Below are 21,161 nucleotides of genomic sequence, written 5' to 3' on the forward strand. Positions count from 1 at the left end.
GACTAAATTCAGTTCATGCAAGCTGGCCAGCTTTGCCGATAGTTCCGGCTCCGGCCTCTACGATCACCCAAGCTGTATTGTCAGCCAGTAGAGCCGTAAGAATTGCTGTATTGAGTTTGTGCCCACCCCTAACTGTCTTGATAGAAGCAATCAAAGGCAAACCTGCAAGGGCAAAGTCGCCCAATACGTCCAGCACTTTATGTCGAGCGCACTCGTCGGCGTAGCGCAACCCGTCTCTGTTCAGCAATCCTGTATCGTTAAAGACTATTGTGTTCTCGAACGAAGCGCCTAGAGCAAAGCCTGCAGCCCACAGGCGAGAAACGTCTTCCATAAGACCAAATGTGCGTGCACTTGCAATTTCAAGCCTAAAACTCTCGGGTGTAACGTCCACCACGTAACGCTGGTGGCCAATCGCTGGATTGCTGAAATCAAACTCGACTTCAACTCGAAAACCCTGGGAATAGGGCCTTAATTCTCCGAACGAATCACCGATCTCAACTCGAATTGGCTTGAGTACCTTTATGAGTCGCCGAGCCGCCGATTGCGTCGATAGACCGACTCGATCAATCAATGACACAAATGCCGCCGCGCTACCGTCCATTATAGGCACTTCCGGCCCGTCTATCCGGATGATAGCGTTATCCAAGCCAACACCTCGGACAGCGGCCAGTACATGCTCCGCGGTTGAGACCAACGGCCCCTCACCGTCCCCTAGCACAGTCGCAAAATCTGTCGCAACGACTGAACTTGCGACGGCTTGAACCTGCCTACTCCCTCCGTCGAGTCCTGTCCGCACGAACACGATGCCTTGATCGACTCCGGCCGGCTCAATTGTAAGACTAGCCGGAAGGCCGGAATGTACGCCGACACCTTCCAGCGTTGCCGGCGCTCGAATGGTCGTTTGATAGATACCGCTGGTTAGCTGAGTCCGCGCGTCAATTGCCGTCCTTGAACGTCCGGATGGCACGAAGCCGATAGCACCATCCAGGTTGGCTCCTGCCAAGTTTGTGCTCTCATCGTAGACCGCGCCAAACCAATTGGTTCGAGTAAGATTCGCACCGGTGAAATCGAAACCTCGAAGATCAGATCCACCGAAATCGACATCTGATAAGTTTACAAATCTGAGGTCTCGCACGGGGTCTAAACTCGCTAATGATACGAGCTCCGAAAACGTGTCCGACTCTGATAGCCGGACGCGGTTCATTGCGTCGATATCTTCTGGCGACAGAAGCACAGCGCTACTCTCCATGTGGCGCCTCGAGTATTCTCGTTGCGATCAATCGCTGATGACACAGAAGTACCAAACGGCGACTGTTGCTCTCCGACTTTCTTCGCAAAGCCTTCGCCATAATCGCAGATACGACGGCCTGCTTCCGCTTCGCGCTCGATTCCGGCTCCTTAACGCAGCTGAGACCTGAGATGCTATCAATCCAGAGACCTAAAATGTCACCGTAATACCTGACCACCACATGCACTTGTTCAGCAGAACTGTCCGGAACGACAAAAAAAGTGGCTCGTCGCCAACAATCTTGTTTTCGAGCACGCCCTCTGGATTAAGACCTGTTCCTTCTAAACGCCAAACGTTATGCCCGGCGTCAGCTACCCGCCATATGACCTGGAAATATTCGCCACGTTTCTCCTCGAAAACTAGAGAGCCCGCAGATAGCTTTCCGCCAAGCTCGGCTCCCAGCTTAGTTGCTCCAAACATTCTTCCGATATCAAAACCAAGAATGGCTCCTGCCTTGCCCTCCTTCGTCGTGGTGTCCTTGCTGTTTTGATCAACTTTCTGCCGAAAGAATTCTTGCTTGTAGCGGCCTTCGTGGGAAATGCGGCCGTTCTTCACATCTATTTGGATTTCGCCGACTCGAAATCCGTAAGACAGCCAGTCCAATCCGTCGTCGCCAAGCTCGACGTGGTCTCTTCCGCACCAAAGCGACACGAATATTCCGATCGTATCCGGCGCGTGAGCGTTGCGGGGAGACACTGTTTGTAGAGACGCGACACGAGGCACGGCAAACCTCGGTTCGCCGACCTGAATATCCCATTTTGGAATGCCGACCGCAGGCTTCTTCAAAACGGTCCTCATATGCTCGGTGTGCCTGGAGTTCCTCGTGACAGCATATACTACTGGTTGAGAAGAAGTGAAGCGCGTTGCCGCGCCGGTGCGGGTGCGGCGTCGGGCTAGACTTCGGGATTTGCAGACGTTGCGCCTCGCGGATGAGCTCACGCTCAATCCGCCGGATGCGACAGCGCCCAATCAGGGCCGCCCTTGCGCGACGAGGATTATCTGATCCTCTCCACCATCCATTCCGCCACCAGGAGTGGAAATCGGTGTTCGTGCTCAACGTCGTCGACGGCTGCATGCCGTCCGACCTCGGCGCCGGCACCAGCGCCGAACTGGAAGAGGAGCGCCGCCTGCTCTATGTCGCGATGACGCGCGCCAAGGACGATCTCCACCTCGTCGTGCCCCAGCGGTTCTTCACCCACGGCCAGGCTGCCAAGGGCGACCGCCATGTCTACGCCTCGCGCACCCGCTTCATCCCGGAGCAGCTGGTCTACCTGTTCGAGCGCACCGCATGGCCGAAGGCCACCGCGGGCGCTGCGCGCAGCGCGGCGCAGGGTCCGAAGATCGACATCGGGGCGCGGATGCGCGGGATGTGGCGTTAGACGCAAGAGGCCAGTCGTGGGACCTGTCAGGACAACTGGAACAGCAGAGGTCGGGACATGAAAGCCGTTGTCGTCGAGCAATACGCCCCAATCGATCAGATCGAGCTCAAGGACGTCCCGCCTCCATCCATGGACCCGGGCCAGTTGCGCATCCGCGTCGAAGCCGCCGGCATCGGATTTGTCGACGGCTTAAAGATCGAAGGGCGCTACCAGACCAAGGATCCCCTGCCCTTCATTCCCGGGACGGAGTTCGCAGGCGTGGTGACGGACGCGCCCGGGGCACCCGGCGGCTATCAGCCCGGCATGCGCGTGATGGGGATGACGCGCTCCGGCGCGCTTGCCGAGGAGATCGTCGTCAGCCCCGCAGCGCTCCATCCCCTGCCGGACGGTGTAGCGGCCGAGGTCGCCGCCTCGTTTCGCGCCAATTATCTGACCGCGCTCTATGCACTCAGCGCACGCGCCTCGCTCGGCGCGGGCGAACAGCTGCTCGTGCTGGGCGCGGCCGGCGGCACGGGGATCGCAGCCGTCCAGATCGGCAAGCTGCTCGGCGCGCGGGTGATCGCGGCAGCTTCGACACCGGACAAGCGCGAATTCGCGCAAGCGCACGGCGCCGACGCCGTAATCGACTATACGCAGGCCGGCTGGCGCGACACGTTGAAGGAGTTGACCGGAGGACACGGCGCCGACGTCATCTTCGATCCCGTCGGCGGCGAGATCTCGGTGCAGGCCTTTCGATCCATCGCCTGGCGCGGACGCCATCTCGTGGTCGGTTTTGCGGCCGGTGCCATCCCCGCGCTGCCGTTCAATCTCCCGCTGCTGAAAGGCGGCGCCCTGCTCGGCGTCGACCTCGCGCAGATCCCGCTGCGTGAGCCCGAGCTGCAGAAGCGCCTGATGTCGCAATTGACCGGCTGGCTCGCCGACGGCCAGCTCAAGCCCGTGGTCGGCCGCGTCTTCGCGCTCGAGGATTTCCGCGACGCGTTCAGAGCCATGCAGACGCGCGCGGCGCTCGGCAAGATGGTGGTGCGGATCGCGCGATAGCACGCACAAACGGAAACCGAGCATTTCCGCAGGTGCGCTTGTGACCGGGCCGCGGTCCCTTAGATCTTGCCGATCATCCCACAGAGACCTGATCGATGACCGCACCGCTCGAATTCGGACTGGATACCTTTGGCGACGTCACGAGAGATGTGTCCGGCGCCATGATCACGCACGCGCAGGTGATCCGCAACGTCGTGGACGAGGCGGTGCTGGCCGACGAACTCGGGCTCGACTTCATCGGGCTCGGCGAGCACCACCGCGCCGATTTCGCGGTCTCCTCGCCGGAGACCGTGCTGGCCGCGATCGCATCGCGCACCAAACGCATCCATCTAGGCTCGGCCGTGACGGTGCTGTCTTCGGACGATCCCATTCGCGTGTTCCAGCGCTTTGCCACGCTGGATGCGCTCTCGAACGGGCGCGCCGAGGTGATCCTCGGCCGCGGCTCCTTCACCGAATCCTTTCCGCTGTTCGGCTTCGACCTGCGCAAATATGAAGAGCTGTTCGAGGAGAAGCTCGATCTGTTCGCCGCGCTGTTGCCGCAGCAGCCGGTGAGCTGGGACGGCAAGCTGCGTCCGCCGCTGCGGGATCAGCTGGTCTATCCGCCGGTCGAGAACGGCAAGCTGAAAACCTGGATCGGCGTCGGCGGCAGCCTGCAATCGGTGGTGCGTGCCGCGCATTACGATCTGCCCCTGGTGCTCGCGATCATCGGCGGCGATCCCGCGCGCTTTGCGCCCTACGTCGAGCTCTATCACCGCGCCTTCAAGGAGTTCGGCCGACCCGCGCAGCCGATCGGCGTGCACTCGCCGGGCTATGTCGCCGACACCGATGCGCAGGCGCGCGAGGAGCTGTGGCCCGATTACAAGGCGATGCGCGATCGCATCGGCAAGGAGCGCGGCTGGCCGCCGATGGGCCGTGACGAGTTCGTCAGCGAGGCCGAGCACGGCTCGCTCTATGTCGGCTCGCCTGAGACGGTGGCGCGCAAGATCGCGAAGTCCGCGAAGGCGCTCGGCATTTCACGGTTTCAGTTGAAGTACTCGGCAGGACCTTTGCCGCACGAGAAGCTGATGCGGAGCATCGAGCTTTATGGGCGGAAGGTGGTGCCGATGGTGCGGGAGATGATGGGGGAATAGTCTCAGCCCGACTTCACTCACCAGAGTCTCTTTTTCGCGAAGGCGTGGCCCGAACCGGATTTCAAGTACCGTTCAAACTCACGTGCCTTCGCAATGTCCGAGAAGGCCACGTAAGTCACCAGTCGCCAGGGCATGTACTTCGAGGTGTGCGGTGACTTGCCTGCATTGTGGTCTGCCAGGCGCTGCTTGAGATCCATAGTCAGGCCGATATAACGCTGACCTCCGAACTTTTCGCTCTCCAGAAGATAGACATAGTGCATCGCCGCCGCCCTCCTTCGCCAAGGCTTCGGAGGGCATCCTGCTTCGCGCAGTGAAGGGCTGCAATCCTGCGAAGCGCGTCAGCGCGAAGCAGGATGGTGGGGGAGGCAGGACTCGAACCTGCGAAGCCATGAGGCGGCTGATTTACAGTCAGCTCCCTTTGCCACTCGGGACACTCCCCCGCTCGACGGCAGCACAATCGGGCCGGACCTTGCCGGCGGACCGAAAACGGCCATGGAACGTGAAGGCCGCGACAGCCCGGATGGGGGTGCGACCGGGCGCGTTTATGGGCGAAGCGGTGGGGCAAAGTCAACCGAGGCGAACAGCTAAAATCGCCCTCGCGGGCGCTCAAATTGCCATATTCCGGGACCCGTGACACAAGCGAGCCCATGAAGGATCGAAAATTCGCACCAAGGGGCCCCCGCGGCGGGGCTAAGCCCTTCAACAGGCCGGGGAAATCGGCCGGCCGGCCGGCCTGGCGGGACCGCGATTCGCACCCCGACGGACCGGCCATCCTCTACGGCTGGCACACCGTCACCATGGCGCTGGCCAACCCCCAGCGCCGGATCCGCAAGCTAACGCTGACCGAGAATGCAGCGAAGCGGCTCGCGGATGAAAACATCGCGACCCCGGTCACGCCCGAGATCGTTCGGCCTCAGGAGATCGACCGTCTGCTGTCGCCCGACGCCGTGCACCAGGGCCTGCTCGCCGAAGCCGACCCCCTGCCCTCGCCCGATATCGAGACGCTGAAGCAGGAGGGCATGGTGCTGGTGCTCGACCAGATCACCGATCCCCACAATGTCGGCGCCATCCTGCGCTCGGCCGCCGCGTTCGCGGTCAAGGCGATCGTCACCACCGCGCGCCACAGTCCGGAAGCGACCGGCGTGCTGGCGAAGGCCGCTTCAGGCGCGCTCGAACTGGTGCCTGTCGTCACTGTGCAAAATCTCGCCCGTGCGCTCACCGGGCTGAACGAACGCGGCTTCCAGACCGTCGGGCTCGACAGCGAAGGCAGCGAGGATCTCTCGGACGTCGCGCTGCGCGAGCCGCTCGCGCTGGTGCTGGGGGCCGAAGGAAAAGGTCTGCGGCAATTGACCCGCGAGACCTGCAGCGTCGTGGCGCGGCTCGACATGCCCGGCGAGATCAAGAGCCTCAACGTGTCGAATGCCGCCGTGCTCGCGCTCTATGTCGGTGCGAGCCGGCTGGGGCTGATGAAGCGCTAGCTCCTTCGCCTTGTATCGAAAAGCAAAACGCCCGTCCGTATCACGCGGACGGGCGTTTCGTTACTTGGACCGATCAGAGATCAGTAATAGCGGCGCAGCACGCGGTGGCCGCCGTAGTACGGCGCCGGCGCGTGGCGGTGGGCGTAGCCGTAGCGCGGAGCGTGGCGATGGGCGTAGCCGTAGTGCACGCGCGGCAGATAGCCGTAGCGCGGACCGTAGCCGTAACGGTACGGACGGTAGTACGGGCGGTGATGGGGAACGACGGCGGCGCGATAGCCATAACCGTAACCGTAATTGCCATAGCCGTAGTTGGCGGGCGCGACGACCGCGTCCTCACGGTAGGTCGGATACGGCGCGAAGGCGCCCGGGCCGGTGTAAGTCGGGCCCTGGTTGACGTAGTAATACTGCGTGGTCGGCTCGGCGAGACGCTCGTAGGCGCCATAGCCGTACCCGTACCCGCCGCAGCCGGTGTTGCAGCCGGAATAGACCGGCGCGACGGGCTGGCACGGATTGAAGCCGCAGGCCGCGGCCGGCGCGGTGGCGGCGAACATCACGGCAGCCGCCGCGACCAGTCCCGAAATCATCTGACGCATTACTCTCTCCTGTTGATTTCCGTGTTGTTGGATTTTGACGTTTCTTAACCCGGCGGCCTGCCGGGGACCTCGACATGCGGCCGCGGTCGCGGTGGCCGCGGACGATTATTGATCTCTGGCGCGTAGATCACCGGGGGCGGATCGACAGGCGGATCCATCTGCGCCGGCAGCGGCGCCGATTGCGCGCCCCAACTCTGGTGATAGCTCTCGGCCGGCTTCGGCAACTTGCGGTTCGCGGGCGGCTCAACCTCGAGCCGGCCGTAACCGGGCCGCAGGCCCAGCGTCGGATAATAGTGGCCGACATTGTCGGGCTGACGCTCGGCGATATAGCGTCCGCCATAGATCGTGGGCTGCACCTGCTGGTTCTTGCCCAGACCCCAGACACCCTCGACCACCGCATAGGACGCGTCGATATTGTTGATGATGATCGGCACGCCGGGACGGCCGGGAATGACGATATCGAAGCCCTCGCCGGCAAACGCGGTCGCAGGCAATCCGATCAGAAAGGCGGCGAGCGCTAGAGCGCGCATGAGGAGACCCCGGTTATGCGGCTGCAACCTAGCCGATCACGACGTAGAGAGGGTTAAGGCGCGCTCACCAACTTCCGGTAAGCCTAATGCGTAAGGATTGCGCGCCGCTCAAATGCTGGGAAGCGGGCTAGTGAAGCGTTAACGGCGCAGGGCGCGCCGCACGGAACCGCGCCGCGCGCTCACCTCGGTTTGAGCGTTTGGCGTTCGAAAATTCACCGGTTTCAGCGGAACGTCCGGCGCCGTGAGTGTTTAGCTCTCGTCAACAAGATGGGAGCCAACAACCATGACGATCAAACTTTTTGGAGCGACGGCCATTGCGGCGACCATGCTGGCGGGCTCTGCCATGGCGCAGTCTGTGGTCAACGAACCCGGCCGCTGCTCGGCGCAATTCCCCAACGCCAACTGCCAGAACCTCGGCCCCGGCAACCCTTACACAGATCGTGGCAACCGCCAGCGCCGCGTGTCCCACCGGCAGACCAATGCCGATTGGAATAACGACTGGAACAGGAGCCGCACCGGCTTCTGGCCGACCGACGTCGCCGCCGGCGTAGCTGGCGCCGCGATCGGCACCGCCGGCGCGATCGCGACCTCACCGTTCCGTGGCTGGGACAATTCCTATGCCTACGACAATCGCTGGAATAATTCCTGGGACAATCGCAGCTGGGACACTCGCTCTTATGCCGAGCGTAACGGCTTCGTTTGTACGCCCGGCACCTGGTTCAAGGGACAAGACGGCCGCCGGCACATCTGCCAGTAAGGCGCTCTGAACGATGCGAGAGATCAGGCGGCCCCGAGGGCCGCCTGATTCATGCTGGTGCCACGACCTCCCGGGTTCTGGCACTTTCCGATCAAGTCTGGTATTGCGGCGCGCACGGGCGGACAGCCCCGGCGCCTGCCGGCCCTGCCCGCGTGTTTCAGGCGTCGCCGGCTTAGCTCAGCGGTAGAGCAGCGGTTTTGTAAACCGAAGGTCGGGGGTTCAATCCCCTCAGCCGGCACCATCAAAGACCCAGGATTCCGCGAACCACCGGGACGAAGAAAAACGCGGCAAGCCCGAGAAGCATGCCGATGACGAGCTTCACGTATCGCCCGGCTACGTTCTCATCCAGCCACTGCCCCACCTTTGTGAACAAGGCGAGCGACCAAGCCTCGACGACGGACCTCGCAATCGGAAGCAGCAATTCTCTGATGATGCCGGTCATGCCACTTTGTGGCGCCAGGCTCCGAAGCGGTTCAATGCCGCAGCGCCCGCGGCGCGAATCTCACGTCGACGGCTTCGGCGCGCTGCTTGGCTCTCCCCTGGTGGCCGCACCCGTAATGCGGCCGCGATCCGGCAACTCGTCGAGCCGCCACAACCCGAGGCTCTTGTCGCGCCAGCCGCCGTCGCCCTCCTCGCAGCGCTCGTCGATCAACGCGCGCGGCGCCGGCCAATTGAACGGCGCCTTCGTCATGTCGAGCGCGCGCCAGTCGCCGTCCTCGCAATTGCGATTGCGCTCCCATTCCGGAAACGTCGTGACGAGCAGGAATTGCGCCCCGCTCTCCCGAAAGCGCGCGATGGCGCAGGCGATGTTCTCAAAACTCAGATGCACCAGGCAGTCCCGGCACAGGATCAGGTCGGCACGCGGCAGGGCATCGCGCGTGATATCGGCAACGAGGAAGCGGCCGGCCAGTTCGCCGTCCGCCACCCGCCGTTTGTTGGCCTCGATCAGCGAGGGCACGATGTCGATGCCGATGTAGTCGAGATCGAGCTTGATGCGGCCAATCCACCCCGCATCGCCGCAGGGCGCATCCAGCAGCGAGCGCGCGCCCAGCCGTTGCAACAAGGGCGGAAGCGCCTCCCGGATGGCGGCGGTGGCGGTGTCCTCCGAGCCGAGGCCCGACACCGAGCTGGCTGCGCCCCAGAGGTTGGTCTGCTCGATCCGCTCGAACCGCGCGGCGAGATCGAGTCCCGCGAAATTATCGCGGTCGGCGACGAAGCGTTCGTGAGCCAGCACGGGCGGACGATTGGCGATCATCTGACGGGCGCGAGTCGAAATTGCGGATGCGGGACATCATACAGCGAACGCCGCCGATGTGGTCAGGTTGTGATGACGGCCGTGCGGTTCGTCATCGCCTCGGGATTTCTGGCGCTATCGACGGCATTCGCGTCCCGAACAGAGGGCCGCGCGGAACCAACGACGCACGTCATTCGTTCTCGACCCATGCGAATTCGCGAAGAAAACCGGAACATGTTTCTGCTGGCGACGGTGACACTATTCTGTGGCGCCGTGGCCGGGACGTTGACGCTGCTTGAGCCGGTGTTTCAGCCGGCCCCCGAAAGGCAGGTCGCCGAGCGGATCGTGGCCGAGCGGACTATGATCGACGTCACCAGGATCTCGGATCAGAGGCCGGTTCGGGTGGTGGGCGCGCCGTTCGAGCCCAACGTCAATCCGCGCGAGCGATAGCGCTCATCTCGGCGATGCCTTGGTGCCCTCCTCGGGCCGGCCATGGGCACGCGCCAATTCCTCCACAAACGCAATCACCTCCGCCCGCCTGTCGGACGGAAGCGACAGGAAGGCGCGGATCAGCCTCAAGCCATCCACTTCGGCCGAACGTTCTTTTCCGGACTCCATTCGCCCACTTTCGGGCGACCGGGAAAAATATGCAACCCTTGTCAATCGTCTTGATTCGGCGCAGCCGCTTTGCTGGAATGGCAGCGGCTGAGGTGGATCATGAAATGGATCAGGGAACGCGACGCGCTGATCGCGCAGACACTGGCCTTCGTCCAATCGGTGACCGGCAGGACGGATGAGCTCCTGCGGCCGGGCGCGCCGCCGGAGGCTTCGGCGGCGACCATCGAGGCCGTCGCGGTCGAGACCGTCATGGTCGAGGTCGAGGCACCCCCGGCCCCTCCGCAGCCTCAGCCCATTCAGCTTTCGCCGCCGCGGACGACCGGCGATTTCCGCACCGAGATGCAGGCCCGCATCGCCAATTTCCGCAAGCATCAGGAGCGGTTCGAGCGCGAGCGCGAGGAATTTTGTGCGCAGACCCTGACCAAATTGCGCGCCGCCCTCCGCGACGCCCCGGGCCCGCTGGCCAAAAAGTAAGACTGCCCCGTCAGAGGGCCGACAGCCAGTTCCCACAGCCAAGACTTATAGCCAAGACCACACCAGCCAAAGATTGGCAGCGCAGGCGCCGAGGAGCGCCAGCGTCAGCGGCAGGAGCATGTGCCCGCAGGAGGTGTTCAGGTGGCTCGTCATGGCGGAAAACATCCGCTGATTCCGCCAAATGAGTCCCGGGGATTCTTTTTTTCGCGATTCAGGACTCGTTAAGGACTCAAGGCTTGGTGCCCCCGATCACGGGCCCGTGATCGACCTCCACCTGGAACGCCCGGGCACGTGGGGCCGTTAACGGGCTTTCCGGAGCGGAAAGCAATGCCCTACGCCCTGTTCTGCAACGACGCCCAGATCAGCAAGGCCTATCCGAGCGAGTCCGACGTCTGGAAGCTCGCGCAACGGAGTGGTCTGGTCTTGGATGTCAACGCCGACGAGGACCGTCCGGGGCCGCGCCGGGTGCTCGACAATGACTACGAGATCAAACCCTGCCGGGCTGCCCCGGGCGAGGACCCCGCCAGGAACAAGGCCGAGGCCGAGCGCCAGTCCAGGATGGAGCTCGAGCTGAATTCGTGAGGGGCTGCCGGCGGAAGCCGCAGGGGGATCAGGGCGTCGCGGTCGCCAGCGAGGCCTGCTCACCAGGCATGGTCACGCAGGCCTTGCGGCGGTGCAGCCCGCGGATCGCGCCGGTGACTTTCATCACCTTGCCCGACGGACACGAGGCGTCCTTGACGAAAGCCACCTCGTAAGGTGCCAACATCAGAGGCTCTGATTTGAGGATTGTCTGTGCAGAGCACGGCAGGCCCGAGAAGCACGAGAGCACCACCGCCGACACCAAAATACGCATGTCCGTCGTCCCACCAGCCCGGTAATTGTCATATAACGCGTTCCGGAGCGCGAGTTCCGTAAGCGGCAAAAATTATTTTTGCTTTACCCGCGATCCATGACGCGCGTGAGAAAGCGCGCGCCGGAATGTTCGTCTGCAAATGACGCGCCAGATGGTTCATGCATTGCAAATGCAGGGCCGGCCGACGGCGGATAAACGAAAGGCCGGCGGAGCCGGCCTTTGTCAGAGGGTGGTCGTAGGGTCGCGGGGTCAGTAGCGCGAAGCTGCCGGACCGCCCCAGCCGAAACGGTAGTTCACACCGACCTTGACGGTATGCTCGTCCTCCCGGCCGCGGACCCCGACGATTTCGGCCGGACCCGAGGTGAAGGTGGTGCTGCCGAAATTATAATACTGGTACTCGGCCTTGGCGGACCAGTTGGGCGCGAACATGTATTCGAGGCCGGCGCCGACCGTGTAGCCATCCTTGCTGTTGCCGGTGGTGGTGAAGGCCTGCGGCACGCCGGCGATGTTGACGCCGAGATTGTTGTTACGCCAGGCGTAACCGCCCTTGGCGTAGAGCAGCGTCGGTCCCCAAGTGTAGCCGATACGGCCGGTCACCGAACCGATCTGGTCGGTGTTGGACGTCACCTGCGTGCCCAGCGGGAACGTGACGCCGTTGTTGTTGGTCGGCAGCCACGAGTACTGAGCCTCGATACCCATCACCCAATTGGGGGCGAACTGGTAGTCGAAGCCGCCCTGCACGCCGCCCATGAAGCGGGCGTCGCTGGACTGGAAGCTGTTGTCGCCGGCAAACGCGCCGCCGACATGACCGCCGATATAGAAACCGGTCCAATTATAGATCACCTGCGGCGGCGTATACGCCGGCGCCTTGGCATAGGTGCGCGGCTGCATGTCCGCCGCTGCGGCCGGCGCGGCCAGCGCAAGCAGAGCAACTGCACCCAGCAAAATCGATTTCATGATCATCCCCGTTCTTTCATTTACGACACTCAGGAAACAACGTGGCGTGAATTGGGTTGCTTCGCGGCGATGCCGGAACGTTGATCGTTCGTTACTGTGACGGGTCGGCAACAACGCGAGTTTGTTCCATCCCGCCGACTGTTTTTGTCAACTCGCAAGACCTGCCGTCCCAATTTGTCGCAACGCCAAACCGCCCCGTTCAAAGCTCGCCGAAATGTGATCCGGCGGCCCCGGCGATCTCGTTCTAGCACCAGGCCATGAAGGCCGGCTTTGGGCTACCGCGTCATCTTTTCGAGTTCCGGAAAGGGTGCGTAAACCGCACCCGCACAGAGCTCGCTGGTCCGGTCGACGACACGGTCCGCTCGTCCGTTGACGAAGATCACCGCGCGTTCCCGCATGGCCTTGTAGCTGCCATCGGTCTCGCGCGGGGTGAAGTGCAGACAGCTCACATAGAACTGCCGGCCACCGACCTCGCGCTGGACCGGCTCGGCCATGCTGGCCTCGCGCACGCCGACCGGGTTGTTCAGATAGCTGCGCATCAGCGCCAGCGTGTCGCTGCGGAAATTGTCGGGAAACGGCTGCGGCCCTCCGGCCTGGGTCCCGCCCATGAAGGTCGGACGGTCGCCATCGCCGCCGAAACAGGCCCCAAGCGCCAGCGGCAAGGTCAGGATCAACGCCAGGCGCGCAGTACGTTTCGCCAATCGCCCCACAGCTCGCGCTCTCCACGTGCACAGACTCCGGGCATGTTCTAGCCCCAAGGCCGCGCAAAGGGAACGCACCGCCGCCGGCGCCTGCGCTTTCGCACAGGCGCCGGGACGGGCCTGAAGTCCGTACGCGGCGGCGGGCAATGCAAGGTGCCGCCGCGCGGGATCAGACGTCAGCTGCGCTTGTCGCTGGTGGCCGGCTTGGCCAGGTCCGGCTGCGCCTTCTGCGACTTCTTGGCCGACAGATGCTTGTCGTCGTGGCTGTGCGTGGGCGCCGACTTGTGCTCGTCCGGCGTGGCCGCCGCGTTGGCATTCATCGCCTTCGACTTGGAATCCGCCTTAACGTCCGCCTTGGAATCCGCCTTGACGTCGGCGGGCTTGATGTCAGCGGCTTTGGCGTCGGCCTTGACAGCGGCGTCCGGCTTTGCGGCGGTGGTGGACGCCTTGGTCTGGCCCTGCTCCGCCTTGATCACCGGGGCGGTCGTGGTGGTCTTGCCGGGCTCGGCGGCGAAGGCCGGGGCTGCGATCACGGAAGCCGCGAGCAAGGCTGCGGAAATGGTCTTCAGCATGGTGGTCTCCTCTTGGAAGGATCTCGAGGCGGCACCCTCTCGCCTACCCTTCGATCGTAGGCCGGAACCTAGGGGCGAGGCACTGAACCCAGTCTGAAGCCCCTTGCAGGCTCCCGTTCATCTCGATGACGCGCTTGTCATCTGCATCCGGGCGAGCAGATGGTGCGAAGCGGGAATGTTTCTGCGGGACGGGTGTTTCGGTCTTCGGGCAATCGTGTAGGATCGCCAAGTTCCATACGGGAGAATTTAGATGCGCAGACTCTCAATGCTTGTCATGCCGGGACTGGTCGCCATGTCGCTGGCGGCCGCACCGGTGCTGTCCAGCGCCTATGCCGCGGGCGGCGACTCCCCTTCGCCGCCGCCGAGCTCGGACTCATCGACCAAGAAGGGCAAGAAGAAGAGCTCTTCCGTCAACGATCCCAAACTCCTCGCCGCCTATCGCATCGCCTACACCGCGATCTACGACAACCACGACTACACCGGCGCGATCGGCCAGCTGAAGTCGTTGAAGCGCGACGACGTCGCCGACGTCGCCAATCTGATCGGCTACTCCTATCGCAAGCTCGGCGACTACCAGTCGTCGAAGCTCTATTACGAGCTGGCGCTGAAGAACGATCCGAACCACGTCCGCACCTGGCAATATTACGGCCTCTGGCAGCTCGAACAGGGCAACCGCGAACAGGCGCAGTATCACCTGAACAAGATCGCCTCGCTCGCGGGCACCGACAGCTCCGAATATCGCTCGCTTGCTGCTGCGCTCGACAAGCCGACCGGCGCGACGCTCGTGTACTGACGACATCGCAACTTCATGAGGCGAACGGGCACGACCTTCCGGGTTGTGCCCGTTCCGCTTTCTCGGCTAGCCTCTCGCACCAATCCTCCCCGCAAATCGGTAGCGCAATGGACAAGTGGCTGCGATCCGCGATCGACTACGTCGGCTCCTGGATCGAATTCCAACTGACGACAATCCAGCAGCCGGGCGTCATGGTCGCATTCGCCCATCGTGGCGAGATCGTCGCCGAGCATGCGTTCGGCCTTTCCAATCTCGACACCGGCGAGAAGCTCACCCCGCGCCACCGCTTCCGCATCGCCTCCCATTCCAAGAGCTTCACCGCGGCCGGCATCATGAAGCTGCGCGAGCAGCGCAAGCTCCGGCTCGACGATACGATCGGCCAGTATGTCGGCGGCCTGCATCCGCGCGTTGCCGAGACGACGATCGCGCAGGTGCTGTCGCACAGCGCGGGGCTGACGCGCGACGGCGTCGATTCCGGCCAGTTCATCGACCGTCGCCCCTACCTCGACGCGAACGAGCTGCTCGCGGAATTGAAGCTGCCGACCGCGATCGAGGCCGGCACCCGCTTCAAATATTCCAATCATGGCTTTGGCCTGCTCGGCCTCGTCATCGAAGCGGTGACGGAGCAGCCCTACTCGGCCTGGATCAAGCGCGAGATCATCGGGCCCGCGGGCCTGCGCGAGACCGAGCCGGACGCGCCGCTTCCCAAGGGCGCCTCCTTCGCGCGCGGCCATACACGAAAGGTTCCGCTGGGCGTACGCTGCGTGATCCCCGGAGACAATCCGGCGCAGGCGATGGCTTCGGCCGCCGGCTTCGTTGCCACCGCCGGCGATACCGCGCGCTTCTTCGCGCAGCTTGCGCCCAATGCGAGGAAGAGCGTGCTCTCCGTCGCTAGCCGCCGCGAGATGACGCGGCATCACTGGCGCATCCCGCAGAGCTTCGAGGGCTATTACGGCCTCGGCGTCAATGCCGGCAAGACCGACGGCTGGGACTGGTTCGGCCATAGCGGCGGCTTTCAGGGCTACATCTCGCGGACCTGCGCGATCCCGGCTTGCGAGCTTTCGATCAGCATCCTGAGCAACTCCATCGACGGCGCGGCGCCGTTCTGGATGGACGGCGCCATGCAGATCCTGCGCGTCTTCAAGACCCGCGGCGCACCCGACCGCCGCCTGCGCGACTGGACCGGGCGCTGGTGGACGATCTGGGGCGCGACCGACCTCGTTGCCGCGGGCAACCGCGTGCTGGTCGCCAATCCGCAGTTCAACAATCCGTTCATGGATGCCGCCGAGATCGAGGTCACCGGCCGCGACAGCGGCAAGCTCGCCTGGGCCGCCGGCTATTCCAGCCATGGCGAGCCGGTGCGCCGGATCCGCGACAAGCGCGGCAAGGTCAGTGACATCTGGATCGCCGGCGCGAATGTGAAGCCGGAGCGCGTCGTGGCGAAGGAGATCGCCCGTCGCTATCCGCCGCGCAAGCGGCGGCCTACTCCCTGATCAATCGCTCGACCTCGCTGCGCAACGCCTGCCGTGAGCCGCCCTGCGAATAGAACATGTGGCCGCCGGGATAGACCACGAACTTGACGCGCTGCGTCACGAAGGCGGGCAGTTGATCGAGCACCCGCTTGGTTCCGAAATAGGGCGTGGCAAGATCGAACAGGCCGTGCGTGACCAGCACGTTCAGCTTGGCATCGGTGGCAAGGATCTGGCGCAGCTCGGACACCGATTGCGGCGGGTTGATGCCGCGGCCGAAATCCCAGTGACCTTCCACACTGCCGTTCAGGACCTCATAGGAGCCGTCGGGCCGCCAGTTGAGCTTGCGCGTGAGCACGTCGACAGCAGCGCTCGTCAGCGGCGCCTGGAGCGCATCGCCCGAGGGATCGCCGAACCGCGAGCTGCTGGAATCCGGATAGGGATCGAAGCCGCGCACGGAGCCGTCGTAGCGTCCCGTCACCTTGCCGCCTCTGCGGTCGAACTCGCGGCGGAATTCGCCGACGTCGAAGCGCCCGGCGAGGCGGCGGCTCACCGCCTGGTCGATGCCGGTGAGCTCGGCGACCTTGTCGGCCAGACGATTGGTGGCCTCCTTGTCCGCCTCGCCCTTGACGAGGTCGGCCAGGAATTCGCCGCGCGCGTAGGCCTCGACGTCGGCGAGGTCGGCGCGCTTGACCGGGCCCTTCGCCGCGCGCGCCACCGCGACATAGCTCGGCAGCGTTGCGACATATTGCAGGAGGCTGGTGCCGGTGAACTCGCGGAAATCCAACAGCGGCGATACCAGGATCAAACCCCGGACGCCGACGCCATGCTGGAGCTGCAACTGGCGCACGACCTTCGGGCCGCGAATGCCGCCATAGCTCTCGCCGGCGACGTATTTCGGCGACGCAAGCCGCTCGTGCTTTTCGAGCCAGCGCCGGATCACGAGCGCGATCGAATTGGCATCGCCATCCACGGAGTAGAAGGATTTTCGCGCGTCTTCGCCGCTCGCGACGAAGCGACTGTAGCCGGTGCTGACGGGATCGATGAAGACGAGGTCGGTGAAATCGAGCCAGGTCTCCGCGTTCGGCTTCACCTCGGGCGAAGCCGATGGCGACAGCGCATCGCCATCGAACGGCAGCCGCCATGGACCGGCCGCGCCGAACTGGAGCCATGCCGAGGATGCCCCGGGTCCGCCGTTGAACAGGAACGTGACCGGGCGCGTGGCGCGGTCGGCGCCGTCGAGCTGGTAGGACGTATAGGCGATGTCGGCCAGCGGCTCGCCCTTGCCGTCGAACACGCGAATGGAGCCGGCGGTCGCCGCGAAGCTGAGGGTGCGGCCGGGCAGCTCCAGCGTCTGCTTCGTGGTCGAATCCGGCGGGAGACGGTGCGTCTCGGCCGGGGACGAACTCTGCGGCCCGCTTTGCGCAGCGCTGCCGCGCCCGCCCTTCTGTCCGGCCGGCGCGGTCATCTCGGCGCGCGGCTGCGGCGGATCCTCCGCGCGCACAACACTTGCGCATGCGACCACCGCAACAGCCAGTACGAGCCCGGTTCGTCGCAGCGTCGGCAAGATCGTGGGCATGATCGTTCTCCCTGCCCGGCTGTCATCGCCGGGCCGCACCGAAGCTAGCAAGAAATTGCGACCGTTTGCGGGATCACGGTCGATGGCGCATCCCCGCCGGGCTCAAATCAACCCGTTTTGTTCTCTGGACCGACAATCGCCCGTTTGCCTTGAAAGCCGGTCATCCTCGACAATGCAGCCAAACCTCGTATAGACGAGCCCGGCGGAACTTCCTCCAGCCAGCGGCCGTGTCCGACAAGCCAATGACCAAGCCCCAGCGATACGACCGGATCGCCTTCGTTGCCAGCTCGAGCAATGAGGCGCAGGCCGCCTTCGGCCAGCTCACCAGGGACTACGGCAATTGCGACCCCAACGAGGCCGATGTCGTGGTCGCGCTCGGCGGCGACGGGCTGATGCTGCAGACGCTGCACCAGAACATGCGCACGGGAAAGCCGATCTACGGCATGCATCGCGGCACCGTCGGCTTCCTGATGAACGAATATTCGACCCACGATCTGCGCGCACGGCTCGAGGCTGCGCATGAATCCGAGATCAATCCGCTTCTGATGCGCGCGACCGACGTCAACGACCGGGTCCACCTGCACCACGCCATCAACGAGGTCGCCCTGTTCCGGCAGACCTATCAGGCCGCACGCCTGCGGATCATGATCGACGAGCGCGAGCGCATGCCCGAGCTGATCGCGGACGGCATCATGGTGGCAACGCCGGCCGGCTCGACCGCCTATAATCTGTCCGCTCAGGGTCCGATCCTGCCGATCAACGCGGCGCTGCTGGCGCTGACCCCGATCAGCGCCTTCCGCCCGCGGCGCTGGCGCGGCGCCCTGCTGCCCAACACGGCCTATGTCGTCATCGAGGTGCTGGAGGGCGACAAGCGACCGGTGGCCGCGGTCGCCGACCACGACGAAGTGCGCGACGTCCGCCGGGTCGAGGTCTTGTCCGACAAGACCATCTCGATGCGCATGCTGTTCGACCCCGGCCACAGCCTGGAAGAGCGCATCCTGCGCGAGCAGTTCGGCTACTAGAACCACCTCTCGGCCCGCCGCCGCACCGCGGCCGCAACCCTTCGTTAACCTCCGGCGCGATATGGTTAACGAAGGTTGACCGCTTTTGGCCCGGGCGTCATGTTCCGTATCGACTTCAACAAGCTGCGCTTCCTCGTCTGCGACGACAATCCGCACATGCGCCGCATCCTGCGCACGCTGCTGCATTCCTTCGGCGCGCGCGAAGTCTATGAAGCCGAGGACGGCGCCACGGCGCTGGAGATGTACAGCCATTACGTGCCCGACATCGTCATCACCGACTGGGCGATGCCGATCTTCGACGGGCTCGAGCTCGCGCAGATGATCCGGCAGCCGGAATCCAAGGGCAACCCCTACGCCCCCATCATCATGCTGACCGGCCATTCCGAGAAGCGCCGCGTCACCGTGGCGCGCGATGCCGGCGTCACCGAATTCCTGGCCAAGCCGATCTCGGCCAAGGGGCTCTATCAGCGCATCCTCAACGTGGTCGCCAATCCCCGCCCCTTCATCAAGACCAAGACCTATTTCGGGCCGGACCGGCGCCGCAACACCAATTCCGCCTATATGGGTCCCGAGCGCCGCGTCGGCGAAAAGCACGAGGTGCTGCAGCAGCCCTCGCTGCTCGACAAGGCCCGCTCCACCATCTAGCGCAGGCGTCTTCAGGCGAGGCAGAGATCATGGCGAAGAACAGCGCAAAGGACATCGAGGTCAAGGCCTTCGCCACGCATCAGATCATCACGCAGCCCAACCCGCTGCGCAAGGTTCTGCGCCGCGTCGACGAGAAGGACCTGGACGATCCGGTCGGCCGCGCCGAGCAGGCGCTGGCGGGCCTTTCCGGCGAGTTCAAGGACTGGATGACGACCGAGGTCAACCGTCTGTCGGCCGCCTATGTCGCCATCCGCAATGACGGCTTCACCAAGGAAAGGCGCGACGAGCTGTTTCACGCCGCCCACGACATCAAGGGCGACGCCGTGACGTTCGGCTATCCGGCCGCGGCGGGAATTGCCGAGAGCCTGTGCCGCGTCATCGAGCACGCGCCTGACCTGGCAAAGGTCCCGGCCGAGCTGTTCACGCACCACATCAACGCCATCCTCGCCATCGTGCACGAGAACACCAGGCTCGACAGCATCAGCGTCTCCGCCGAGCTCAGCCGCCGCCTGCGCAAGATCGCCGACGACTATCTCGCACACGTCAACCGCGACCGCCCCGAGCACCTCGAGGTGATCCTGGCGCCGAGCATCGTGCCGGGAGAGTAAGGCCTCCCGCCCTCTCCCCGTCATTACGAGCAGCACTTGCGACGAAGCAATGACGGTGGCTGGAGGCCCGGCTCCATCATTGCGATCAGCTTCGTAGGGTGGGCAAAGCGAAGCGTGCCCACGATTCATCCCGGATCAAACTGAGAGGCGGTGGGCACGGCGCTTTGCGCCTTTGTCCACCCTACGGCATCGCGCTATGCCGCGATCAGATCGTCGTACAGCGGATCAATTGCATCGTCCGCGACCAGCTCGTCGCAGAACAGCCGCGCCTCTTCGCGAGCAGATTCCGTGGCGAAGCGGCGCAGCAGGACCATCAGCGGTTCGGTGGCGCCGCGGTCGGTCTCGCAATGGGTGAGCACGCGCTCGACCATGCGGCGGCGCAGCCGTGCCGCGCCGTCGTCGCTGTCGACAAAGCCCTGCTCGTGGCAGGCATCGAGCGCGACCTGGAACGCCGCAAACGTCGCCTCGGGCAGCCCGGCGCGCCTAAGCAGCGCATGCAGGCTGTTGCCGCCGCGGTCGTGCAGCAGCGCGGTGACGCGTGCCAGCGGCAGATCGGCAAGCTCGGCCAGCGCCGCGTCGAACAGACCGAGATTGCTCGACAACAGCGCGCGCAGGATCAGGCCGGCGGTCAACTGGCCCGTGACGCGCAGATGATGCACCAGGCCCTGCATGTCCTCGCCGCGCGAGCGCGCCGCGATGTTGATGGTGGAGCGGTCGCGCGCCTCGATCGTGATGCGATCGGCACGGTCGGCGCTCAGCCAGTTCCGCGCCACGACGAATTGCGCCAGTGTCTCGGAGAGCTTGGCCACCAGCGCGGCGCGGGTTGCGGACGGCAGGTCGTCCAGCACCAGCATCGCCTCGCGGATCGCCGCGAGATGGCCGTGGCGCTCGACGATGCGATTCCAGGAGAACGGCGCAAGCTCGGCATGGGGATTTTCGATCAGCTCCAGCGCTGCCGCCGCGCAGCCGACTTCGGCGATGGCGGCGCAGACCGAGACCGGCAGCGCGATGCGGCGGGCGACCGCGCATTGCACCTCGTCGTTGCCGGTTGCAACGATGTCGACGAGATCGGCGTCGATCAGCAGCGGGGAATGTTCGAGCACCGGCAGCGCGACGCTCGGCTGGTCCGCCGACAGCGCCCGCACGATCGATGCAGGCGCGTCCGGACTGCGCGCAAACGCCTCGGCCATCGCCTGCCGCACCAAGGGCGAGGCATCGTCGAGCTGCATCAACAGCGCGCCTTCGGCGGCGATGCGGTCCTCTGCCGAAAGGTCTGAGATCAGCCAGGCCCGGGCCAACGCCCGCGTTGCCTCGGCCCGCTCGCCGGCGGACGCCGTCCTGATCCAATTAATGAACTGCCGAACAATCATGCTGCTTCCGGCTTACACAACAAACGAAAGGGGTGACGGCTCGTCACCTGCAACCCAAAATAAACCACGACGC

Annotated in this window: 25 protein-coding genes, 2 tRNA genes and 2 pseudogenes; 14 read left to right on the plus strand and 15 right to left on the minus strand. The window is 64.3% G+C overall.

Features of this window, described 5'->3' with window-relative positions; translation table 11 throughout:
• Nucleotides 1–13: 13 nt before the first annotated feature.
• From lpxC to DCM80_RS04760, 3 genes and pseudogenes are all read right to left on the minus strand, one after another.
• The gene (gene lpxC / locus DCM80_RS04755; protein ID WP_257197868.1) at nucleotides 14–910 is read right to left on the minus strand and encodes a UDP-3-O-acyl-N-acetylglucosamine deacetylase; all 897 of its coding nucleotides are present in this window, start codon (nucleotides 908–910) and stop codon (nucleotides 14–16) included.
• A 138-nt stretch (nucleotides 911–1,048) separates the two neighbouring features.
• Nucleotides 1,049–1,249: pseudogene (locus tag DCM80_RS31285) on the minus strand (pentapeptide repeat-containing protein); the annotation flags it as partial.
• Between the two features lie 189 nt (nucleotides 1,250–1,438).
• Entirely contained in the window at nucleotides 1,439–2,074 is a 636-nt protein-coding gene (locus tag DCM80_RS04760) for a hypothetical protein (protein WP_257195962.1), read from the minus strand.
• Between the two features lie 100 nt (nucleotides 2,075–2,174).
• Between DCM80_RS04760 and DCM80_RS04765 the strand changes: the two are divergent.
• The 3 genes and pseudogenes from DCM80_RS04765 to DCM80_RS04775 form a co-directional block, all read left to right on the plus strand.
• Nucleotides 2,175–2,667: pseudogene (locus DCM80_RS04765) on the plus strand (3'-5' exonuclease); the annotation flags it as partial.
• A gap of 57 nt (nucleotides 2,668–2,724) precedes the next feature.
• Nucleotides 2,725–3,705 carry an NADPH:quinone oxidoreductase family protein gene (locus DCM80_RS04770; RefSeq protein WP_257195963.1) on the plus strand — a complete coding sequence of 327 codons (981 nt, stop codon included), beginning with the start codon at nucleotides 2,725–2,727 and terminating at the stop codon, nucleotides 3,703–3,705.
• A 95-nt stretch (nucleotides 3,706–3,800) separates the two neighbouring features.
• Nucleotides 3,801–4,835, plus strand: coding sequence for an LLM class flavin-dependent oxidoreductase (locus DCM80_RS04775; protein ID WP_257195964.1), 1,035 nt, complete (start codon nucleotides 3,801–3,803; stop codon nucleotides 4,833–4,835).
• Between the two features lie 17 nt (nucleotides 4,836–4,852).
• On the opposite strand, the gene DCM80_RS04780 is transcribed toward DCM80_RS04775, so the two are convergent.
• Both DCM80_RS04780 and DCM80_RS04785 read right to left on the minus strand, forming a co-directional pair.
• Nucleotides 4,853–5,095 carry a GIY-YIG nuclease family protein gene (locus DCM80_RS04780; RefSeq protein ID WP_257180610.1) on the minus strand — a complete coding sequence of 81 codons (243 nt, stop codon included), beginning with the start codon at nucleotides 5,093–5,095 and terminating at the stop codon, nucleotides 4,853–4,855.
• A gap of 94 nt (nucleotides 5,096–5,189) precedes the next feature.
• Nucleotides 5,190–5,275, minus strand: a tRNA-Tyr gene (locus tag DCM80_RS04785).
• A gap of 207 nt (nucleotides 5,276–5,482) precedes the next feature.
• Between DCM80_RS04785 and rlmB the strand changes: the two genes are divergently transcribed.
• Nucleotides 5,483–6,313, plus strand: coding sequence for a 23S rRNA (guanosine(2251)-2'-O)-methyltransferase RlmB (gene rlmB / locus DCM80_RS04790; RefSeq protein ID WP_257195965.1), 831 nt, complete (start codon nucleotides 5,483–5,485; stop codon nucleotides 6,311–6,313).
• A gap of 80 nt (nucleotides 6,314–6,393) precedes the next feature.
• Here rlmB and DCM80_RS04795 read toward each other — a convergent pair whose 3' ends face one another.
• Together DCM80_RS04795 and DCM80_RS04800 are read right to left on the minus strand one after the other, a co-directional pair.
• Nucleotides 6,394–6,906: a hypothetical protein gene (locus tag DCM80_RS04795; protein WP_257195966.1), complete on the minus strand. Its 513-nt coding sequence runs from the start codon at nucleotides 6,904–6,906 to the stop codon at nucleotides 6,394–6,396.
• A gap of 44 nt (nucleotides 6,907–6,950) precedes the next feature.
• The gene (locus DCM80_RS04800; RefSeq protein ID WP_257195967.1) at nucleotides 6,951–7,436 is read right to left on the minus strand and encodes a hypothetical protein; all 486 of its coding nucleotides are present in this window, start codon (nucleotides 7,434–7,436) and stop codon (nucleotides 6,951–6,953) included.
• Nucleotides 7,437–7,719: 283 nt separating this feature from the next.
• On the opposite strand from DCM80_RS04800, the gene DCM80_RS04805 reads away from it, so the two are divergent.
• Both DCM80_RS04805 and DCM80_RS04810 read left to right on the plus strand, forming a co-directional pair.
• Nucleotides 7,720–8,193, plus strand: coding sequence for a hypothetical protein (locus DCM80_RS04805; RefSeq protein WP_257195968.1), 474 nt, complete (start codon nucleotides 7,720–7,722; stop codon nucleotides 8,191–8,193).
• 166 nt (nucleotides 8,194–8,359) lie between these two features.
• Nucleotides 8,360–8,434 (plus strand) — tRNA-Thr (locus DCM80_RS04810).
• Here DCM80_RS04810 and DCM80_RS04815 read toward each other — a convergent pair.
• Nucleotides 8,435–8,635 (minus strand): hypothetical protein, encoded by a 201-nt coding sequence (locus tag DCM80_RS04815; protein ID WP_257195969.1) that lies wholly within the window; start codon nucleotides 8,633–8,635, stop codon nucleotides 8,435–8,437.
• A gap of 60 nt (nucleotides 8,636–8,695) precedes the next feature.
• Complete coding sequence (locus DCM80_RS04820) at nucleotides 8,696–9,448, minus strand: class I SAM-dependent methyltransferase (RefSeq protein ID WP_257195970.1); 753 nt, start codon at nucleotides 9,446–9,448, stop codon at nucleotides 8,696–8,698.
• Nucleotides 9,449–9,529: 81 nt separating this feature from the next.
• Between DCM80_RS04820 and DCM80_RS31220 the strand changes: the two genes are divergently transcribed.
• The 3 genes from DCM80_RS31220 to DCM80_RS04835 all read left to right on the plus strand — a co-directional run bounded on the left by DCM80_RS31220 (nucleotide 9,530) and on the right by DCM80_RS04835 (nucleotide 11,101).
• Nucleotides 9,530–9,877: a hypothetical protein gene (locus DCM80_RS31220; RefSeq protein WP_306594633.1), complete on the plus strand. Its 348-nt coding sequence runs from the start codon at nucleotides 9,530–9,532 to the stop codon at nucleotides 9,875–9,877.
• Nucleotides 9,878–10,144: 267 nt separating this feature from the next.
• Nucleotides 10,145–10,519 (plus strand): hypothetical protein, encoded by a 375-nt coding sequence (locus tag DCM80_RS04830; protein WP_257195971.1) that lies wholly within the window; start codon nucleotides 10,145–10,147, stop codon nucleotides 10,517–10,519.
• A gap of 327 nt (nucleotides 10,520–10,846) precedes the next feature.
• Nucleotides 10,847–11,101, plus strand: a complete 255-nt coding sequence (locus DCM80_RS04835; protein WP_257180618.1) for a hypothetical protein — start codon at nucleotides 10,847–10,849, stop codon at nucleotides 11,099–11,101.
• Between the two features lie 28 nt (nucleotides 11,102–11,129).
• On the opposite strand, the gene DCM80_RS31225 is transcribed toward DCM80_RS04835, so the two are convergent.
• The 4 genes from DCM80_RS31225 to DCM80_RS04855 form a co-directional block, all read right to left on the minus strand.
• Nucleotides 11,130–11,372, minus strand: coding sequence for a DUF6719 family protein (locus DCM80_RS31225; protein ID WP_306594634.1), 243 nt, complete (start codon nucleotides 11,370–11,372; stop codon nucleotides 11,130–11,132).
• A gap of 249 nt (nucleotides 11,373–11,621) precedes the next feature.
• Nucleotides 11,622–12,329, minus strand: a complete 708-nt coding sequence (locus DCM80_RS04845; RefSeq protein WP_028137483.1) for an outer membrane protein — start codon at nucleotides 12,327–12,329, stop codon at nucleotides 11,622–11,624.
• Nucleotides 12,330–12,604: 275 nt separating this feature from the next.
• A complete protein-coding gene (locus tag DCM80_RS04850) occupies nucleotides 12,605–13,039 on the minus strand; it encodes a hypothetical protein (protein WP_257195973.1) in 435 nt (144 codons plus the stop codon).
• A gap of 167 nt (nucleotides 13,040–13,206) precedes the next feature.
• The gene (locus tag DCM80_RS04855) at nucleotides 13,207–13,602 is read right to left on the minus strand and encodes a His-rich protein BRANT (protein ID WP_257195974.1); all 396 of its coding nucleotides are present in this window, start codon (nucleotides 13,600–13,602) and stop codon (nucleotides 13,207–13,209) included.
• Between the two features lie 250 nt (nucleotides 13,603–13,852).
• On the opposite strand from DCM80_RS04855, the gene DCM80_RS04860 reads away from it, so the two are divergent.
• Both DCM80_RS04860 and DCM80_RS04865 read left to right on the plus strand, forming a co-directional pair.
• Entirely contained in the window at nucleotides 13,853–14,395 is a 543-nt protein-coding gene (locus DCM80_RS04860) for a tetratricopeptide repeat protein (protein WP_257195975.1), read from the plus strand.
• A gap of 107 nt (nucleotides 14,396–14,502) precedes the next feature.
• A complete protein-coding gene (locus DCM80_RS04865; protein ID WP_257195976.1) occupies nucleotides 14,503–15,888 on the plus strand; it encodes a serine hydrolase in 1,386 nt (461 codons plus the stop codon).
• Here the strand turns inward: DCM80_RS04865 and DCM80_RS04870 are convergent.
• On the minus strand, nucleotides 15,878–17,443 hold the full coding sequence (locus tag DCM80_RS04870; RefSeq protein WP_257195977.1) for a S10 family peptidase: 1,566 nt from the start codon (nucleotides 17,441–17,443) through the stop codon (nucleotides 15,878–15,880). The genes DCM80_RS04865 and DCM80_RS04870 overlap by 11 nt on opposite strands.
• 242 nt (nucleotides 17,444–17,685) lie before the next feature.
• Between DCM80_RS04870 and DCM80_RS04875 the strand changes: the two genes are divergently transcribed.
• The 3 genes from DCM80_RS04875 to DCM80_RS04885 all read left to right on the plus strand — a co-directional run bounded on the left by DCM80_RS04875 (nucleotide 17,686) and on the right by DCM80_RS04885 (nucleotide 19,718).
• Entirely contained in the window at nucleotides 17,686–18,465 is a 780-nt protein-coding gene (locus tag DCM80_RS04875; RefSeq protein WP_257195978.1) for an NAD kinase, read from the plus strand.
• A gap of 99 nt (nucleotides 18,466–18,564) precedes the next feature.
• On the plus strand, nucleotides 18,565–19,110 hold the full coding sequence (locus tag DCM80_RS04880) for a response regulator (RefSeq protein ID WP_011088265.1): 546 nt from the start codon (nucleotides 18,565–18,567) through the stop codon (nucleotides 19,108–19,110).
• 29 nt (nucleotides 19,111–19,139) lie between these two features.
• Entirely contained in the window at nucleotides 19,140–19,718 is a 579-nt protein-coding gene (locus tag DCM80_RS04885; protein ID WP_257195979.1) for an Hpt domain-containing protein, read from the plus strand.
• A 194-nt stretch (nucleotides 19,719–19,912) separates the two neighbouring features.
• Here DCM80_RS04885 and DCM80_RS04890 read toward each other — a convergent pair whose 3' ends face one another.
• On the minus strand, nucleotides 19,913–21,088 hold the full coding sequence (locus DCM80_RS04890) for a DUF2336 domain-containing protein (RefSeq protein WP_257195980.1): 1,176 nt from the start codon (nucleotides 21,086–21,088) through the stop codon (nucleotides 19,913–19,915).
• Nucleotides 21,089–21,161: the final 73 nt, after the last annotated feature.

Source organism: Bradyrhizobium sp. WBOS08 (genome assembly GCF_024585125.1).
GTDB classification, from domain to species: Bacteria; Pseudomonadota; Alphaproteobacteria; order Rhizobiales; family Xanthobacteraceae; genus Bradyrhizobium; species Bradyrhizobium japonicum_B.

What these genes read in the sequence shown, in the direction of transcription:
- DCM80_RS04805 (WP_257195968.1), top strand. Translation starts at nt 7,720, where the DNA reads ATGACGATCAAACTTTTTGGAGCGACGGCCATTGCGGCGACCATGCTG.
- DCM80_RS04880 (WP_011088265.1), top strand. Translation starts at nt 18,565, where the DNA reads ATGTTCCGTATCGACTTCAACAAGCTGCGCTTCCTCGTCTGCGACGAC.
- DCM80_RS04800 (WP_257195967.1), bottom strand. Translation starts at nt 7,436, where the DNA reads ATGCGCGCTCTAGCGCTCGCCGCCTTTCTGATCGGATTGCCTGCGACC.
- DCM80_RS04795 (WP_257195966.1), bottom strand. Translation starts at nt 6,906, where the DNA reads ATGCGTCAGATGATTTCGGGACTGGTCGCGGCGGCTGCCGTGATGTTC.
- DCM80_RS04820 (WP_257195970.1), bottom strand. Translation starts at nt 9,448, where the DNA reads ATGATCGCCAATCGTCCGCCCGTGCTGGCTCACGAACGCTTCGTCGCC.
- DCM80_RS04815 (WP_257195969.1), bottom strand. Translation starts at nt 8,635, where the DNA reads ATGACCGGCATCATCAGAGAATTGCTGCTTCCGATTGCGAGGTCCGTC.
- DCM80_RS04835 (WP_257180618.1), top strand. Translation starts at nt 10,847, where the DNA reads ATGCCCTACGCCCTGTTCTGCAACGACGCCCAGATCAGCAAGGCCTAT.
- rlmB (WP_257195965.1), top strand. Translation starts at nt 5,483, where the DNA reads ATGAAGGATCGAAAATTCGCACCAAGGGGCCCCCGCGGCGGGGCTAAG.
- DCM80_RS04830 (WP_257195971.1), top strand. Translation starts at nt 10,145, where the DNA reads ATGAAATGGATCAGGGAACGCGACGCGCTGATCGCGCAGACACTGGCC.
- DCM80_RS04860 (WP_257195975.1), top strand. Translation starts at nt 13,853, where the DNA reads ATGCGCAGACTCTCAATGCTTGTCATGCCGGGACTGGTCGCCATGTCG.
- DCM80_RS04885 (WP_257195979.1), top strand. Translation starts at nt 19,140, where the DNA reads ATGGCGAAGAACAGCGCAAAGGACATCGAGGTCAAGGCCTTCGCCACG.
- DCM80_RS04870 (WP_257195977.1), bottom strand. Translation starts at nt 17,443, where the DNA reads ATGCCCACGATCTTGCCGACGCTGCGACGAACCGGGCTCGTACTGGCT.
- DCM80_RS04845 (WP_028137483.1), bottom strand. Translation starts at nt 12,329, where the DNA reads ATGAAATCGATTTTGCTGGGTGCAGTTGCTCTGCTTGCGCTGGCCGCG.
- DCM80_RS04890 (WP_257195980.1), bottom strand. Translation starts at nt 21,088, where the DNA reads ATGATTGTTCGGCAGTTCATTAATTGGATCAGGACGGCGTCCGCCGGC.
- DCM80_RS04855 (WP_257195974.1), bottom strand. Translation starts at nt 13,602, where the DNA reads ATGCTGAAGACCATTTCCGCAGCCTTGCTCGCGGCTTCCGTGATCGCA.
- DCM80_RS04780 (WP_257180610.1), bottom strand. Translation starts at nt 5,095, where the DNA reads ATGCACTATGTCTATCTTCTGGAGAGCGAAAAGTTCGGAGGTCAGCGT.
- DCM80_RS04865 (WP_257195976.1), top strand. Translation starts at nt 14,503, where the DNA reads ATGGACAAGTGGCTGCGATCCGCGATCGACTACGTCGGCTCCTGGATC.
- DCM80_RS04875 (WP_257195978.1), top strand. Translation starts at nt 17,686, where the DNA reads ATGACCAAGCCCCAGCGATACGACCGGATCGCCTTCGTTGCCAGCTCG.
- DCM80_RS04775 (WP_257195964.1), top strand. Translation starts at nt 3,801, where the DNA reads ATGACCGCACCGCTCGAATTCGGACTGGATACCTTTGGCGACGTCACG.
- DCM80_RS04770 (WP_257195963.1), top strand. Translation starts at nt 2,725, where the DNA reads ATGAAAGCCGTTGTCGTCGAGCAATACGCCCCAATCGATCAGATCGAG.
- DCM80_RS31225 (WP_306594634.1), bottom strand. Translation starts at nt 11,372, where the DNA reads ATGCGTATTTTGGTGTCGGCGGTGGTGCTCTCGTGCTTCTCGGGCCTG.